Origin of the sequence: Bradyrhizobium sp. RD5-C2, from assembly GCF_019972155.1 — a bacterium.
Taxonomy (GTDB): Bacteria; Pseudomonadota; Alphaproteobacteria; order Rhizobiales; family Xanthobacteraceae; genus Bradyrhizobium.
The window spans coordinates 82,537-97,245 of the sequence record NZ_BOVL01000056.1; the positions used below are offsets into that span (position 1 = coordinate 82,537).

16 protein-coding genes are annotated in these 14,709 nt (G+C 66.4%); 14 read left to right on the forward strand and 2 right to left on the reverse strand.

The window, feature by feature from the left end; genetic code table 11:
• Nucleotides 1-70 precede the first annotated feature (70 nt).
• Nucleotides 71-1,426: a 3-carboxy-cis,cis-muconate cycloisomerase gene (locus tag BraRD5C2_RS35035; RefSeq protein WP_223976213.1), complete on the reverse strand. Its 1,356-nt coding sequence runs from the start codon at nucleotides 1,424-1,426 to the stop codon at nucleotides 71-73.
• A gap of 209 nt (nucleotides 1,427-1,635) precedes the next feature.
• On the opposite strand from BraRD5C2_RS35035, the gene BraRD5C2_RS35040 reads away from it, so the two are divergent.
• The 9 genes from BraRD5C2_RS35040 to BraRD5C2_RS35080 all read left to right on the forward strand — a co-directional run bounded on the left by BraRD5C2_RS35040 (nucleotide 1,636) and on the right by BraRD5C2_RS35080 (nucleotide 9,105).
• Nucleotides 1,636-2,082 (forward strand): SRPBCC family protein, encoded by a 447-nt coding sequence (locus BraRD5C2_RS35040; RefSeq protein ID WP_016840413.1) that lies wholly within the window; start codon nucleotides 1,636-1,638, stop codon nucleotides 2,080-2,082.
• A gap of 155 nt (nucleotides 2,083-2,237) precedes the next feature.
• Complete coding sequence (locus BraRD5C2_RS35045) at nucleotides 2,238-2,723, forward strand: (2Fe-2S)-binding protein (protein WP_021077804.1); 486 nt, start codon at nucleotides 2,238-2,240, stop codon at nucleotides 2,721-2,723.
• 37 nt (nucleotides 2,724-2,760) lie between these two features.
• Nucleotides 2,761-3,567, forward strand: coding sequence for an FAD binding domain-containing protein (locus BraRD5C2_RS35050; RefSeq protein ID WP_223976215.1), 807 nt, complete (start codon nucleotides 2,761-2,763; stop codon nucleotides 3,565-3,567).
• 97 nt (nucleotides 3,568-3,664) lie between these two features.
• Complete coding sequence (locus BraRD5C2_RS35055; protein ID WP_223976218.1) at nucleotides 3,665-4,570, forward strand: AAA family ATPase; 906 nt, start codon at nucleotides 3,665-3,667, stop codon at nucleotides 4,568-4,570.
• 141 nt (nucleotides 4,571-4,711) lie between these two features.
• A complete protein-coding gene (locus BraRD5C2_RS35060) occupies nucleotides 4,712-5,914 on the forward strand; it encodes a vWA domain-containing protein (protein WP_223976220.1) in 1,203 nt (400 codons plus the stop codon).
• A gap of 29 nt (nucleotides 5,915-5,943) precedes the next feature.
• Nucleotides 5,944-6,267 carry an XdhC family protein gene (locus BraRD5C2_RS35065; RefSeq protein ID WP_021077800.1) on the forward strand — a complete coding sequence of 108 codons (324 nt, stop codon included), beginning with the start codon at nucleotides 5,944-5,946 and terminating at the stop codon, nucleotides 6,265-6,267.
• 2 nt (nucleotides 6,268-6,269) lie between these two features.
• On the forward strand, nucleotides 6,270-6,971 hold the full coding sequence (locus tag BraRD5C2_RS35070) for an XdhC family protein (protein ID WP_223976223.1): 702 nt from the start codon (nucleotides 6,270-6,272) through the stop codon (nucleotides 6,969-6,971).
• A complete protein-coding gene (locus BraRD5C2_RS35075) occupies nucleotides 6,968-8,572 on the forward strand; it encodes an NTP transferase domain-containing protein (RefSeq protein ID WP_223976226.1) in 1,605 nt (534 codons plus the stop codon). The genes BraRD5C2_RS35070 and BraRD5C2_RS35075 overlap by 4 nt, the downstream gene beginning before the upstream one ends.
• A 182-nt stretch (nucleotides 8,573-8,754) precedes the next feature.
• Complete coding sequence (locus BraRD5C2_RS35080; protein ID WP_374708091.1) at nucleotides 8,755-9,105, forward strand: DUF4189 domain-containing protein; 351 nt, start codon at nucleotides 8,755-8,757, stop codon at nucleotides 9,103-9,105.
• Nucleotides 9,106-9,130: 25 nt separating this feature from the next.
• On the opposite strand, the gene BraRD5C2_RS35085 is transcribed toward BraRD5C2_RS35080, so the two are convergent.
• Nucleotides 9,131-10,564: a serine hydrolase domain-containing protein gene (locus BraRD5C2_RS35085; RefSeq protein WP_223976228.1), complete on the reverse strand. Its 1,434-nt coding sequence runs from the start codon at nucleotides 10,562-10,564 to the stop codon at nucleotides 9,131-9,133.
• A gap of 92 nt (nucleotides 10,565-10,656) precedes the next feature.
• Here BraRD5C2_RS35085 and BraRD5C2_RS35090 point away from each other — a divergent pair, with 92 nt between their 5' ends.
• From BraRD5C2_RS35090 to BraRD5C2_RS35110, 5 genes are all read left to right on the forward strand, one after another.
• Entirely contained in the window at nucleotides 10,657-11,427 is a 771-nt protein-coding gene (locus tag BraRD5C2_RS35090; protein WP_223976231.1) for a Crp/Fnr family transcriptional regulator, read from the forward strand.
• Nucleotides 11,428-11,481: 54 nt separating this feature from the next.
• The gene (locus BraRD5C2_RS35095; protein WP_223976233.1) at nucleotides 11,482-11,892 is read left to right on the forward strand and encodes a DUF2000 family protein; all 411 of its coding nucleotides are present in this window, start codon (nucleotides 11,482-11,484) and stop codon (nucleotides 11,890-11,892) included.
• Between the two features lie 351 nt (nucleotides 11,893-12,243).
• Nucleotides 12,244-12,969 carry a TetR/AcrR family transcriptional regulator gene (locus tag BraRD5C2_RS35100; protein ID WP_223976236.1) on the forward strand — a complete coding sequence of 242 codons (726 nt, stop codon included), beginning with the start codon at nucleotides 12,244-12,246 and terminating at the stop codon, nucleotides 12,967-12,969.
• The gene (locus BraRD5C2_RS35105; protein ID WP_223976239.1) at nucleotides 12,966-13,751 is read left to right on the forward strand and encodes an HlyD family secretion protein; all 786 of its coding nucleotides are present in this window, start codon (nucleotides 12,966-12,968) and stop codon (nucleotides 13,749-13,751) included. The genes BraRD5C2_RS35100 and BraRD5C2_RS35105 overlap by 4 nt, the downstream gene beginning before the upstream one ends.
• Nucleotides 13,748-14,707 carry an ABC transporter ATP-binding protein gene (locus BraRD5C2_RS35110; protein WP_223976241.1) on the forward strand — a complete coding sequence of 320 codons (960 nt, stop codon included), beginning with the start codon at nucleotides 13,748-13,750 and terminating at the stop codon, nucleotides 14,705-14,707. The genes BraRD5C2_RS35105 and BraRD5C2_RS35110 overlap by 4 nt, the downstream gene beginning before the upstream one ends.
• Nucleotides 14,708-14,709: the final 2 nt, after the last annotated feature.

Here is a 14,709-nt window from a genome sequence, read left to right on the forward strand (position 1 = left end):
GCGCATCCATCGAGAATGAGTCTCTTTGCGATGATGGATTGCCGAGTCAAGCCCGGCAATGACACCTTCGCTATTTCTCGTCCAGCGAAGCCAGCAAACGGTCGATCAGCGCCTGCGAGGCGCCCTGATAGGCCATCGGCTCGAACAGCTCCGCGATTTTCTTGGCGTCGAGATGCGCGGTGACCTTTGCATCCGCCGACAGCACGTCGCGCAAATGCTTCTTCTCGGCGACCGCCTTCTTGCTCGCGGCCTCGATCAGATGATGAGCGTCGCTCTTGCCGACCTTTTCGGCGAGCGCAAAGGTGACGGCTTCCGCCATGATCAGCCCGTGGGTCGCATCGAGATTGACGCGCATCCGCGCCGCATCGACCTCGAGCCCTTCGGCGAGATCGACGATGGCGGCGAGCGCGCCCGAAGTCACCAGCATCAAAGTCGGCAATGTCGGCCATTCCGCATGCCATGGGCCGGCGCTGCGCTCATGGTCCTGCACCTGCGCGGCGAAGATCGTGGCCGCGAGGTTGGGCGCCATGGTCGCAGCCCCCAGCGCGCTCGCGGCGGCGACGGGATTGCGCTTGTGCGGCATGGTGGAGGAGCCGCCGCGGCCGGCGCCCGCGGGCTCGAAGGCTTCGCCGACATCGGTCTGCATCATCAGCGAGACGTCGCGGGCGATCTTGCCGCAGCTGCCGGCGAGGATCGCAAACACCGACGCGGCCTCCGCGATGCGGTCGCGGTGGGTGTGCCAGGGCGCATCCGGCAGCGGCAGGTCCAGTTCTTTCGCAAGCGCTTCGGCGACCGCGAGGCCCTTGTCGCCGAGCGCGGCGAGCGTGCCGGCGGCGCCGCCGAATTGCACGGCCAGCGTCTCGCGGCGCAGGCGCAGCAAGCGCTTGCGGGAGCGATGCAGGGCTGCGGCATATTCGGCGAGCTTGAGGCCGAACGGCATCGGCAGCGCGTGCTGCAGCCAGGTCCGCGCCACCACCGCGGTGTCACGATGGGTACGCGCAAGCCCGGCAAAGCCCGCAACGGCGCGGTCGAGGTCTGTGAGCAGCGCATCGATGCCGGCGCGCAACGACAGCATGGTCGCGGTGTCGATCACGTCCTGGCTGGTCGCACCCCAATGCACGTAGCGCGCCGCCTCGGCATCCTTTTTGGCGACGTTGGCGGTCAGGGCCTTCACTAGCGGAATCGCCAGATTGCCCGATCGCGTCGCGGCATCGGCCAGCGCGGCGCGGTCGAATGATTCGGCCTTGCAGGCCGCGGCAATCGGTCCCGCGCTGGCTGCGGGAATCACCCCGCAGGCCACTTCGGCACGGGCCAGTGCGGCCTCGAAATCCAGCATGTTTTGCAGGGTGGCTGCGTCGTCGCACACCGCGCGCATCGCGGCGCTCGACAGCATCGGCGCAAGCAGGGGGGACAGGGCTGTGCTCATGGCGCGCGACCTAACCATTCCTGCGCGTCGCTGCCAATGCCCCTGCGCTGCCGTCAAATTCAGCAAGCGAACGCGCGATTTCGTGAACGGCGGACGCGTCTTGCTGCGGTTGCGAATATGCATCGCTCATCCTCCGAAGGTGGCCTTTCCTTTGCGCCCGGGCTGCTTTACTTGGGGGCAAAGGTTTCTTGCGATCGAGGAGGTCCCCCATGGCCATGACAATGACCGGCGAAGTCCAGCTTGCAGCGCCGCGCCAGGCTGTGTGGGACAAGCTCAACGATCCCGAAGTGCTGAAGGCCTGCATTCCCGGCTGCGAAGAGCTGGAGAAGACCGACGAGGGCGGCTTCCGCGCCACCGCCAAGATGAAGGTCGGCCCGGTCTCCGCCCGCTTCAAGGGCAAGGTCACGTTGAGCGATCTCGACCCGCCGAACGGCTACAAGATCTCGGGTGAAGGCGAGGGCGGAGTCGCCGGCTTCGCCAAGGGCGGCGCCACCGTCGGCCTCGCCGACAAGGATGGCGGCACGCTCTTGAGCTACAACGTGGAGGCGCAGATCGGCGGCAAGCTCGCCCAGCTCGGCCAGCGCCTGATCAACGGCGCCGCCAAGAAGCTGGCGGACGAGTTTTTTGCAAATTTCGCCAAAGCGGTGCAGGGTTAGCCCTGCTTTCCGGCTGGATTTTTTAAGTCCGGCCATGTCCTGGATGGGTGGCTCGAAAGGTTGCCCATCGCGGGGCGCACCCATATTATGCCGTGTGGAATGATTTTAAACCGCCTGCTTCGCCGATATGCGGTGGGGCAGATAAGAGAGTGCTGATGGCCAAGATTTCAATGATCGTGAACGGCAACCCCGTTAACGCGAATGTCGACCCCCGTACCCTTCTGGTCCAGTTTCTGCGCGAAAATCTGCGGCTGACAGGTACCCATGTCGGCTGCGACACCTCGCAGTGCGGCGCCTGCGTCGTGCATCTGGACGGCAAGGCGGTGAAGTCGTGCACGACGCTTGCGGTGATGGCCGACGGTCATGAGGTCAAGACCATCGAGGGGCTGGCAGCCGATGGCGCGCCGCTGCATCCGATGCAGGAGGCCTTCCGCGAGCATCACGGCCTGCAATGCGGCTTCTGCACGCCTGGCATGATCATGACCGCCGTCGACCTCGTCCACCGCAAGGGTCACGACCTCTCCGACGAGGTGATCCGCGAGGAGCTGGAAGGCAATCTGTGCCGCTGCACCGGCTACCAGAACATCGTTGCTTCGATCGCCGCCGGCGCCAAGGCGATGGCCAAATCGGACCTCGCCTAATCAGCAATTCGTCGCGACACGCGATCAGGACATTCCAATGTACGAATTCAAATATCATCGTCCCGGCACCGTGCGGCAGGCTGCCAATCTGCTGGTGAAGAACGAGGACGCCAAGCTGATCGCCGGCGGCCACACGCTGGTGCCGGTCATGAAGCAGCGGCTCGCGAGCCCGCCGCATCTGGTCGACCTCTCACACATTGAAGGTCTCGACACGATCGAGATGAAGGGCCGCTCGCTGGTGATCGGCGCCACCGCCAAGCACGCCGAGGTCGCGAACTCCGCGATCGTGGGCGAGGCGATCCCGGCGCTGGCCGAGCTTGCCGGCATGATCGGCGATCCCGCCGTGCGCCACCGCGGCACTATCGGCGGCTCGCTCGCCAACAACGACCCGACCGCGGACTATCCGGCCGCGGTGCTGGCGCTTGGCGCGACCATCGTCACCAACAAGCGCCGCCTCAAGGCCGAGGAGTATTTCCAGGGCCTGTTCACGACCGCGCTGGAGGCCGACGAGATCATCACCAAGGTGATGTTCCCGCTGCCGAAGAAGGCGGCCTATGTGAAGTTCCGCAACCAGGCCTCGCGCTACGCGTTGGTCGGTGTGTTCGTGGCCAAGCGTCCGTCCGACGTGCGCGTCGCGGTCACCGGTGCGGGCTCGGACGGCGTGTTCCGCGTCGCCGCGTTCGAGGAGGCCCTGAAGAAGCGCTTCTCGCACAAGGTGCTCGACGGCATCGCGGTTCCGTCCGACGGGCTGAACAGCGACCTGCACGGCAGCGCGGAATACCGCGCGCATCTGATCGGCGTTCTGACGCGCAGGGCGGTGGAAGCCGCCAACGCCAAGGACTAGCTAAGGACTAGATCCAAGGGACTAGATCCGAACTCGATCCCAAGGACTAGATCTGACGCGTGATGTTGCTAACCCCTGTTCGAAGACTGGCTGTTCCATGAGTGCATCGGCGTTACCCACTTCCGTCGATGCGCTCGAGCAGCTCTTGACGTCGCGCGGCTATCTCGCCGAACGGTCGCTCGCGACCGTGACGTATCTCGCGCTGCGCATGGGGCGGCCGCTGTTCCTCGAAGGCGAGGCCGGTGTCGGCAAGACCGAGATCGCAAAGGTCCTGTCGGCGGCGCTCGGGCGCAAGCTGATCCGCCTGCAGTGCTATGAAGGTCTCGATGTTGCCTCTGCCGTCTATGAGTGGAGCAGCGCGGCGCAGATGATCGCGATCCGGCTCGCGGAAGCCTCCGGCGATACCGATCGCGACCAGCTCGCGAGCGACATTTTCGCCGAGCGCTTCCTGATCAAGCGGCCGCTGCTGCAGGCGCTTGAGCCTGACGTCGCGGGCCCGCCGGTGCTGCTGATCGACGAACTCGACCGCGCCGACGAGGCGTTCGAGGCGTATCTCCTGGAAATCCTCAGCGACTTCCAGGTCACGATCCCCGAGCTCGGCACCGTGAAGGCGCCGGCGCCGCCGATCGTCATCATCACCTCGAACCGCACCCGCGAGATCCACGACGCGCTGAAGCGGCGCTGCCTCTATCACTGGGTGGATTATCCCACGGCCGACCGCGAGCTTGCGATCGTCAAGTCGCGGGTGCCGAACATTTCCGCAAAACTGTCGCAGCAGGTCGTCCGCTTCGTGCAGGCGCTGCGCAACCAGGATTTCTACAAGTCGCCTGGAGTCGCCGAGACCATCGACTGGGCCACCGCGCTGTCCGAGCTCGACGCGCGCTCGTTGACGCCGCAGGTGGTCGGCGACACGCTGGGCGCGCTGCTCAAGTATCAGGACGACATCGCGCGGATGCAGGGCGATGCGTTGCAGAAGACATTGAAGGAAGCGACGAGCGACTAGCTGGGTCGCGCGCGTTACAACATCGTTCGTCATTCCGGGGCGCGCCACTTGGCGCGAGCCCGGAATCCATAACCACCATCGTGAGTATGGATTCCGGGCTCTCGCTTCGCGATCCTCGGAATGACGGGAGTGGATAGTTCGATGCCCATCAACCACCTCGCGCCTCCGACCGGCCACATGGCCGACAACGTGATCGGCTTTGCCCGCGCGCTGCGGGCGGCCGGGCTTCCCGTGGGGCCGGGCTCGGTGATCGATGCGCTCGACGCGCTGCAGTTGATCGAGGTCGGCCATCGCCTGGACTTCTACGCCACGCTGGAGGCGATCTTCGTCAAGCGCCATGAGCATGCGCTGATCTTCCGCCAGGCTTTCGAGCTGTTCTTCCGCGCCGCCGAGGAGTGGAAGAGCATGCTGGATTCGGTCCCGCTGCCCGACCACGCCAAGAAGAAGCCGCCGCCGGCCTCGCGCCGCGTCCAGGAGGCGATGGCGCCGCCGGCGAAGAGTGAGGAGCGGCCGCAGGCCCAGGAGCAGGAGCTGAAGCTCTCGGTCTCCGACAAGGAGGTGCTGCAGAAGAAGGATTTTGCGCAGATGACCGCGGCCGAGATCGCCGAGGTGACGCGCGAGATCGCCAGGATGCGGCTGCCGCAGGCCGAGCTCGTCACCCGCCGCTACCAGCCGGACGCGCGCGGCTTGCGGCTCGATATGCGGCGCACCGTGCGCAATTCGCTGCGCACCGGCGGCGAGATCATCGATATCAGGAAGCTCGGCCGGATCGAGAAGCCGGCGCCGATCGTGGCGCTGCTCGACATCTCCGGTTCGATGAGCGAGTACACCCGCCTGTTCCTGCACTTCCTGCATGCCATCACCGACTACCGCAAGCGGGTCTCGGTGTTCCTGTTCGGCACCCGCCTGACCAATGTGACGCGCGCGTTACGGGCGCGTGACCCGGACGAGGCGCTGGCGAGCTGCACTTCGTCGGTGGAAGACTGGGCCGGCGGGACACGGATCGCGACCTCGCTGCATACCTTCAACCAGCTCTGGGCCCGCCGGGTGCTCGGGCAGGGCGCCATCGTCCTCCTTATATCCGATGGACTAGAACGCGAGGCCGATGCCAAACTGGCCTTCGAGATGGACCGTTTGCACCGCTCCTGCCGCCGCCTGATCTGGCTCAACCCGCTGCTGCGCTATTCGGGCTTCGAGGCCAAGGCGCAGGGCATCAAAATGATGCTGCCCCACGTTGACGAATTTCGCCCGGTGCATAACTTGACGTCCATCAAGGGCTTGATCGGGGCGCTGTCATCTCCGCCACCGGCGCACCACCGCAGCCTGATCCGCTCTGTAGCCTAAGAAGCCTGACCCGATAGCAGGAGGCCACCATGCTGAACCGCGACGAAGACATCCTTCAGGCCGCCGAGACCTGGCAGAAACAGGGCCATGGCGTGGCGCTCGCCACCGTGGTCGAGACCTGGGGCTCGGCGCCGCGCCCGGCCGGCTCGAGCCTCGTCATCAATGACGACGGCACGTTCTTGGGCTCGGTCTCGGGCGGCTGCGTCGAAGGCGCCGTGGTCACCGAGGCGCTCGATGTGATCGCGAGCGGCCAGCCCAAAATGCTCGAATTCGGCGTCGCCGACGAGACGGCCTGGAATGTCGGCCTGTCCTGCGGCGGCACCATCCGCGTCTTCGTCGAGAAGGTCGGTTAGCCGTGAAACTCGAGATCCTCAAAGAGCTCAACGCCGAACGCGCCGCGCGCCGTCCGGTCGTCATCGTCACCGACACCGCCAATGGCGAGCAGCGCCTGGTGAAGGCTGCGGACATCGCCGCCGATCCGCTGCGCGCCGAACTGTCAAAGCAGCTCAGGATGGGCAAGAGTGGCAATGTCGAGGTTGCAGGCAAAAAACTGTTCCTCAACGTCTACGCGCCGACCGCAAAGCTCGTGATCATCGGTGCGGTCCATATCAGCCAGGCCCTGGCGCCGCTGGCGCGCTCGCTCGACTATGACGTGACCGTGGTCGATCCGCGCACGGCGTTTGCAAGCCCGGAGCGTTTCCCCGACGTGCCGCTGGTCGCCGAATGGCCCGATGTCGCGCTGCCGCCGCTCAACGTCGATCACTACACCGCGTTCGTCGCGGTAACGCATGATCCGAAGATCGACGATCCGGCGCTGCTGCACGCCTTCGACCGCGACTGCTTCTACATCGGCGCCCTCGGCTCGCGGAAGACGCACGCCAAGCGCGCAGAGCGGCTGCGCGCGCAGGGCGCCAAGGACAGCGACATCGCGCGCATCCACGCGCCGATCGGGCTGGACATCGGCGCGGTGTCGCCGTCGGAGATCGCGGTCGCGATCATGGCCGAAATCACCGCGCAGCTGCGTTTGCCTCCCAAGGAAAAAGAAGAAGCGGCATGAAGTTCGGTCCCGCCAGTCCGGCCGACGCGATTGGCGGCGTCACCGTGCATACGCTCCGCCAGGGCACGCTGGTGCTCAAGAAGGGCACCACGATCGGCCCTGACGAGGTCGAGGCGCTGACCAGGGCCGGCGTCGAGGACGTCGTCGTGGTGCGGCTCGAGGAGGGCGATGTCTCCGAGGACGTCGCGGCCGCCAGCATCGCGCAGGCAGTGGCGGGCGAGGGCGTCAATGTCGAGCGCGCCTTCACCGGCCGCGCCAATCTGTTCGCGGCGCGCCCCGGCGTGCTGGTGGTCGACCGCGCCGCGGTCGATCGCATCAACGGCGTCGACGAGGCCATCACCTTTGCGACGCTTGCGGCGTTCAAGCCGGTGGTCGAAGGCGAGATGATCGCGACCGTCAAGCTGATCCCGTTCGGCGTCGAGGGCCGCTTACGCGATGCGGCCGTGGCCGTCGCCGGCAAGGGCACGCTGCGGATCGCGCCCTACACGATCAAGAAGGTCGGCGTGGTCTCGACCCTGCTGCCGGGCCTCGCGCCGAAGGTGATCGACAAGACGCTGCGCGTCACCGCCGAACGTCTGGCGCCGGCCGGCGCCACCATCATCGCCGAGCGCCGCGTGCCGCATGATGAAACCGTGCTCGCGGCCTCGATCGAGGAATTGCTCGGCCTCGGGGCCGAACTCGTCATCGTGTTCGGGGCGTCCGCGATCGCCGACCGCCGCGACGTGATCCCGGCCGCCATCACCGAGATCGGCGGCGCCATCGAGCATTTCGGCATGCCGGTCGATCCCGGCAATCTGCTGTTGATCGGCAGCGCCGGCGGCGTGCCGGTGCTGGGCGCGCCGGGCTGCGCGCGCTCGCCGGTCGAGAACGGTTTTGACTGGGTGCTGATGCGGCTGCTCGCCGGCATCAAGGTGACGCGGTCCGATCTCACCGGCATGGGCGTCGGCGGTCTTCTGATGGAGATCGTGACGCGGCCGCAGCCGCGCACCGTCCCCGACACCGAAGGCAACCGCAACGTCGCGGCGATCGTGCTCGCTGCCGGACGTTCGACCCGGATGGGCGGTCCGAACAAGCTGCTCGCCGAGCTCGACGGCAAGAAGCTCGCGCGCATCGTCGCCGAGCAGGCGCTGGCCTCGAAGGCCTCGGAGGTGATCGTCGTCACCGGGCACCAGGCCACGCTCGTCGAGCAGGCGCTTGATGGACTCAAGGTCAGGTTCGTCCGCAACCCGGATTTCGCCGGTGGCCTTGCCAGCTCGGTGAAAGCCGGCATCTCGGCGGTCTCCGACGGCGTCGATGGCGCGGTGGTCTGCCTCGGTGACATGCCGCTGATCGATTCGAAGCTGATCGATCGCCTGATCGAAAACTTCGCGCCCGACCGCGGCCATCTGATCGCGGTCCCCGTCAGCGAGGGCCGCCGCGGCAATCCGGTGTTGTGGTCGCGGCGCTTCTTCAGGGAATTGATGACGCTCGACGGCGACATCGGCGCCCGTCATCTGATCGCCAAGCATGCCGAGGTGGTCGCGGAGGTCCCGGTCGAAGGCAACAGCGCCTTCCTCGACATCGACACGCCGCAGGCGCTGGAAGCGGCAAGGCGGGGCTAGCTCCATCCGCCGTCGTCCCGGCGAAGGCCGGGACGACGTGCAGATAGAACTCGCTTCAACCCGTCATTCACCATCTGGAAACGACCCCTGCGTACAGTCCGCGCCGGACTTTGGGGGATTTCCGCTTGATCATTTCGACCGCCGCCGCGCAGCGTCGCGCGCTGACGATTCTCGTCCTGACATTGCTGCTCGGTGCCACGCGTTTCTCCGTGGAAACCTTCGTCCCCAAGGCTCACGCCGCCGGCGCGTTCGCGGTCGGCAAATGCGGGGCGTATGGCCAGGCCTACGACTATCCGGCGGAGGGCGCGGCGCGCGCCGCGGCGCTGAAGCAGTGCAAGGGCGATTGCACCACGGTCACCATGAAGCGCGCCTGCGCCGCGCTTGCGGTCGACATGAAGAATCCCTGCGGCGCCCATGGCTACGCAGTGGCGCCGAAGATCTCGAGCTCGCTCAATGCCGCGACCAAGAAATGCTACGACTACGGCGGCAAGGAATGCGTGATCCGCGCCTGGGCCTGCGACGCCAAGGGGTAGGCGGAGCCGGCGCGCCATCCGTTGATCATTTCTCCACCTGCAACGCCGCGATGGTTTCCCGCACCAGCCGCTCGGTCGCGACGCGGTCGTCGTTTGGCGTATAGGACCAGCCGATCCGGACGATCACGAGATCCTGCGACGGAATTACGATGGTGTACTGGCCCTGGCTGCCGGCGGCCATGAAACTGTCGGCCGGAAAGCCGCCGGCGATGCGGCTGCGCGCGGCGGGCGCATCACCGCGCTGGGTCCAGAAGCCGGCACCGTAGCTGTATTCCTCGGCGCTTGGCGGCGTCAGCGTCGACGCATAATCGACCCAGCCCTCGGGCAGCAGGCGACGCCCGCGCTCGGTGACGCCGTCTCGCAGGTAGAACTGGCCGAAACGCGCCCAGTCGCGGGCGCTGGCCCAGAGATGGATCGTGCCGAGCGGAACGCCGGCGCTGTCATATTCCAGCGTGGCGTGCCGGAAGCCGAGCGGTTCGAACAATTCGCGCGTGATGAACTGCCGTGTCGCGTCGGCCGTCCCGCCGGCCAGGTTGCGGATGATCCGCGACAGCAGCACGAAATTGCAGTTGGTGTAGCGCCACTCCTCGCCCGGTTTTGCCCGCAAGCCCAGGCTGGCCGCGAAGCCCGACTGGTCGGCCATGTCGTATTCCATCTGGGTGTCGGGATCGAAGATGGTCGAGAATCCCGAGGTGTGCGCCGAGTCGCCGCCGCTGAGACCGCTCGTCATGCGCAGCAGCTGATCTGGCGTGATTGGCCGCCGCGGGTCCTGCGGCTTCGACCATTCGGCGATCGGCGCCGACGCATGCATGTCGAGCTTTCCGCTCCGTACCAGAATCCCGAGCAACGCATTGGTCACCGATTTGGTCATCGACCAGCCGATCAACGGCGTCGCCGGCGTTACCCCCGGCGCATAACGCTCGCCGACGATGTGACCGTGTTGCAGGACCACGACGGCCTTGGTGAAACGGCGCGGCCCTGTGTCGGATTCGGCGAACGCATGGTCCAGCGCATCGGCCAATCCGGCGTTCACCGGCGCGACGACGTCGGGACCTGCGAGCGGCGGTAGCCCCGCGCTTGACGACGTCGGATCGCCGGCGTCGCCGCGGAAGAAGCGCGCCTCGCGTCCGGGATGCAGCACGCGGCATCCGAACGGGCCGTCATGCACCGCACGGCTCTCGATCAGGCCGGCGAGGCTGGTCCGCACCTCCCGGTGCCGGCGGTCGACCTCGTAGCGCAGCAGACCGCCGAGCGGGCCGAGCTTGGGCTTGATCGCCTCGTCGAAGAATTGCGTCGGGTCGAGGCCGGCCACGAAGGTCGCCGAGCACAGCTGGTGGCTGGCAAAATGCACGGGAACGCCGGCGGCGCGGGCCAGGGCGTCGCGGCCGACGAATGCGGCGGCCGATCCAAGGCAGGCCATGGCCGAAGCGAGCTTCCAGTTCCTTCGTAGCGAGATCATTCACGGCACCCACTGATGTTGCGTGGGCCGTGGCATAACCGCATCATGCACCGGCCGTCTGTCGGCGGCCCGACACAGAGCACGGGGATGTGATGCAGGCGAAAGCAGCGACGAGCGAGGCCGGCCGATCGGTTGCGATGACGCCTGCCCAACGCGCCGTGCTCGAGAGCAGCGAATGGTTTGCCGCGCTCGATCCTGCATTCCAGCAGGCGATCGTCGTGTCGTCGCGCGTAATGACGCTGCCGGCCGGCGGCGCAGTGTTCCACCGTGGCGATCCCTGCGACGGCATCTATTGCGTGCTGTCGGGCGCGGTCTGCTTCAGCGGCAGCGCGCCATCGGGCCGTGGATCGATCGCCGCGCTGGTCGAGGCGCCGCAATGGTTCGGCGAGATCGGGCTGTTCGACGGCGGCCAGCGCACCCACGATGCGCTCGCCGACCTGGCTTCGACCGTGCTGCATCTGCCGCTGCGCCACTTGACGAAGATCCTCGCCGACGATCCCGGGCGATGGCGGCAACTCGGGTTGCTGTTGGTGCGCAAGCTGCGGATCGCGCTCACGCTGCTGGAGGATATGGCGCTGGAGCCGCCGCGGGTGCGGCTGGCGCGCTGCCTGATCAACCTGTTGGAAGGCTATGGCCAGCGCAAGGCCGCGCCGTCATACAGCCTGCGCGTCTCGCAGGAGCGGCTCGGCATGATGCTCTCGCTCAGCCGCCAGACCGTGAACGAGCTGCTCCGACACCTCGAGCGGGATGAGGTTATTCAATGCCGGCGCGGCGGCGTCCGTATCCTCGACCTGGGGCAGCTCGCCGAGGTCGCGCACGGCGGCGCTGCAGGAAACGAACGTCAGCGCCCAATGGGCAGATGAGATCTGCACCGTGCGGACTGGTACTCGCCACCTGCGTGCGGCTAGACTTGCCGCATGCAGTTCGACACCAAGATCGCGGTCGTGATCCGCACCGACCTGGAAGTCTGGCAGAAGCTCAACGTGGCGTCGTTTCTCGCCGGTGGCATCGCAGCTTCCTTCCCCGAATGCATCGGCGAGAATTACGAGGACGGCTCGGGGACCAAATATCTGTCCCTGATCGGCCAGCCGATCCTGATCTATGGCGCCGACCGCGCGCAGTTGTCGCGCGCGCTGGAACGCGCGCTGGCGCGCGACGTGAAACCTGCGCTCTACACCGAGGACATGTTCAAGACTACGCATGATGCCGCCAACCGCGAGGTGGTGAGGGCGGTGGCACGCACTGAACTCAACCTGGTCGGCCTTGCCTTGCGCGCCGAGCGCAAGGTGGTCGACAAGATCCTCGATGGGCTGAAGTTTCACACGTAGCGACCCAACTCCTTCCGTCGTCATTCCGGGGCTCGCGGAGCGAGAGCCCGGAATCCATTCAACCATTTGTTTTGTGGTCCGATGGATTCCGGGCTCGTGCTTCGCACGCCCCGGAATGACGAAGAGGGTGTTGCTTGTTGTGCGGGACCCATGTGGCGATCGGACCCGGCTTTCGCTGCGCCCCTGATCCACAGATGGGTGGGAATAAGTAGCAAGCTCGGGTGGTTAGGCCGCGGGATCGCGGTCGTATGCGCGGATGCCAGCCTGAACCCGCAACAGGAACAGCTGGCGCCGGCGGACGTTTTCCTCGATCTCATTGACAATGACTGACCAGTCAGTCATATTGTACCCATGACAAAGCGCCCCCAGAAGCCGACCCGCACCCAGCCCGCCGAGCGCCGGACCACCGTCCGGGCCGCGGCGGCGAGGATCCCGAAGGTGGCCTCGGCAACACTGCCTGAGGCGAAGCCGGCTGCGAGCCGCGCCGGGAAATCCGCCGAGCGGCGCGCGGCGATCATCGAGGCGGCGATGGACGAGTTCATCGCACGCGGCTTTGCCGCGACCCGGCTCGACGACGTCGCCAAGCGGGCGGGCGTCGCCAAGGGCACGCTCTACCTCTACTTCAAGGACAAGGAATCGATGTTCGAGGAGCTGATCCGCACCGCGCTGGTGCCGCTGATCGGCCGCTTGACCGCGCTGCCGACCATCACCGGTCCCGTGCGCGATGCGGTGGAGGGGTTTGCCGAGACCTTCATGCGCGAGGTCGTGGCGACCCGGCGCGGCGACATCATCCGCTTGATCGTGTCCGAAGGGCCGCGCTTTCCGGCGATCGCCGATTTCTATTTCCGCGAGGTGGTGTCGAAGGGCCTGGCCGGCATGAAGGCGCTGGTCCAACTCGCGATCACGCGCGGCGAGATCAAGCAGCGGGAGCTCGGGGATTTCCCGCAACTGGTCGTCGCGCCCGCGATCGTCGCGGTGATCTGGCAGAGCCTGTTTGCCCGGCACGCGCCGCTCGACGGGCTCGCGATGTTCAAGGTTCATCTCGATCTGATCTTCGGCGAACGGAGGAAGACATGACCGCGTCGCGCATGATGAAGCTGATCGCGGCCGTCGCGCTGGCGGCGGCGCTCGCCGGCTGCAAGGAGAAGCGCGACCCCGGCTTCCAGGGCTGGGTCGAGGCCGACATGATCTTCGTCAGCCCGGATGAATCCGGTCGCGTCATCAAGCTCAACGTGCGCGAGGGCGACGAGGTCAAGCCCGGCGATCAGCTCTACTCGGTCGACGATGATTTGCAGCGCGCCGATCTCAACCAGAACAATGCGACCCTGGCTAACGCGCAGCAGAGTTATGACCGCGCGGCCTCGCTGCGCGGCACCGGCGCCGGCACCCAGGCCAATCTGGATTCCGCCGTCTCGGCGTTGCGCGTCGCGGAAGCGCGCGTCGTCACCTCGCAGACCCGGCTCGACCGCCGCAAGGGCTTTGCGCCGATCGCGGGCGCGATCCAGCAGATCTATTTCCGCGAGGGCGAGATGGTGCAGGCGCAGCGGCCGGTGCTGTCGATCATGCCGCCCGGCAACATGAAGTTGCGCTTCTTCGTGCCGGAGACCGAGCTGCCGAAGCTCGCGCTCGGTGACGAGGTCAGGGTGACCTGCGACAATTGCGCTAATGATCTCACCGCGAAGATCTACTTCATCGCCACCACGGCGGAGTACACGCCGCCCGTCATCTACAGCCTCGATGAGCGCAACAAGCTGGTCTATCTGATCCAGGCGCGGCCGAGCCGACCCGATGTCCTGCGCGTCGGCCAGCCGATCAGCATCTACCTCAACCCCAAGACGCCGATGGCGGAGCGCAGATGAACGGCGGTCCGACCAGCGCGCAGTCCAACGCATCGCCCATCGCGATCGATGTGAAGGGACTGACCAAATCGTTCAATGGGCGCGAGGTGGTCCACGACCTGTCGATGCAGGTCAAGCGCGGCTCGATCTACGGCTTCCTCGGCCCCAACGGCAGCGGCAAGACCACCACCATCCGCATCCTGTGTGGCCTGCTGACACCCGACAGCGGCGAGGGCACCTGCCTCGGCTACGACATCCGGCGCGATGCCGACAAGATCAAGCGCAAGGTCGGCTACATGACGCAGCGCTTCAGCCTCTACCAGGATCTGTCGGTGCGCGAGAATCTGGAGTTCGTCGCGCGGCTCTATGGCATGCCGGACGCGCGCGGCGCCGCGGCCGACATGATCGCGCGGATCGGATTGAAGGGCCGCGAGGAGCAGCTCGCCGCGAATCTCTCCGGCGGCTGGAAGCAGCGGCTGGCGCTCGGCGCCTGCACGCTGCCCAATCCGCAATTGCTGCTGCTGGACGAGCCGACCGCCGGCGTCGATCCCAAGGCGCGGCGCGATTTCTGGAACGAGATCCACGCGCTCGCGGCCGAAGGCCTCACCGTGCTGGTCTCGACCCATTACATGGACGAGGCCGAGCGCTGTCATGAGATCGCCTACATCGCCTACGGCCATCTTCTGGCCCACGGCACGGTAGACGAGGTGATCGCGGCTTCCGCGCTGTCGACCTGGACGGTGACGGGCGAAGACTTCAACGGGCTGATGGCCGAACTGTCAGGCAAGCCCGGCGTCGACATGGTGGCGCCGTTCGGCACCAGCCTCCACGTCTCCGGCCGCGACAAGGCGGCGCTCGAGGCTGCCATCGCGCCCTACCGCGGCAATTCGAAGTGGCGCTGGCAGCCGAGCGAGCCGTCGCTCGAAGACGTCTTCATCGATCTGATGGGGCGCTCCAAGGACAACTTCCAAGGATAACC

Bases quoted from the DNA above. Each gene is read 5' to 3' on its own strand.
- BraRD5C2_RS35035 (WP_223976213.1), bottom strand. From the start codon at position 1,426: ATGAGCACAGCCCTGTCCCCCCTGCTTGCGCCGATGCTGTCGAGCGCC.
- BraRD5C2_RS35040 (WP_016840413.1), top strand. From the start codon at position 1,636: ATGGCCATGACAATGACCGGCGAAGTCCAGCTTGCAGCGCCGCGCCAG.
- BraRD5C2_RS35045 (WP_021077804.1), top strand. From the start codon at position 2,238: ATGGCCAAGATTTCAATGATCGTGAACGGCAACCCCGTTAACGCGAAT.
- BraRD5C2_RS35050 (WP_223976215.1), top strand. From the start codon at position 2,761: ATGTACGAATTCAAATATCATCGTCCCGGCACCGTGCGGCAGGCTGCC.
- BraRD5C2_RS35055 (WP_223976218.1), top strand. From the start codon at position 3,665: ATGAGTGCATCGGCGTTACCCACTTCCGTCGATGCGCTCGAGCAGCTC.
- BraRD5C2_RS35060 (WP_223976220.1), top strand. From the start codon at position 4,712: ATGCCCATCAACCACCTCGCGCCTCCGACCGGCCACATGGCCGACAAC.
- BraRD5C2_RS35065 (WP_021077800.1), top strand. From the start codon at position 5,944: ATGCTGAACCGCGACGAAGACATCCTTCAGGCCGCCGAGACCTGGCAG.
- BraRD5C2_RS35075 (WP_223976226.1), top strand. From the start codon at position 6,968: ATGAAGTTCGGTCCCGCCAGTCCGGCCGACGCGATTGGCGGCGTCACC.
- BraRD5C2_RS35085 (WP_223976228.1), bottom strand. From the start codon at position 10,564: ATGATCTCGCTACGAAGGAACTGGAAGCTCGCTTCGGCCATGGCCTGC.
- BraRD5C2_RS35090 (WP_223976231.1), top strand. From the start codon at position 10,657: ATGCAGGCGAAAGCAGCGACGAGCGAGGCCGGCCGATCGGTTGCGATG.
- BraRD5C2_RS35095 (WP_223976233.1), top strand. From the start codon at position 11,482: ATGCAGTTCGACACCAAGATCGCGGTCGTGATCCGCACCGACCTGGAA.
- BraRD5C2_RS35100 (WP_223976236.1), top strand. From the start codon at position 12,244: ATGACAAAGCGCCCCCAGAAGCCGACCCGCACCCAGCCCGCCGAGCGC.
- BraRD5C2_RS35105 (WP_223976239.1), top strand. From the start codon at position 12,966: ATGACCGCGTCGCGCATGATGAAGCTGATCGCGGCCGTCGCGCTGGCG.
- BraRD5C2_RS35110 (WP_223976241.1), top strand. From the start codon at position 13,748: ATGAACGGCGGTCCGACCAGCGCGCAGTCCAACGCATCGCCCATCGCG.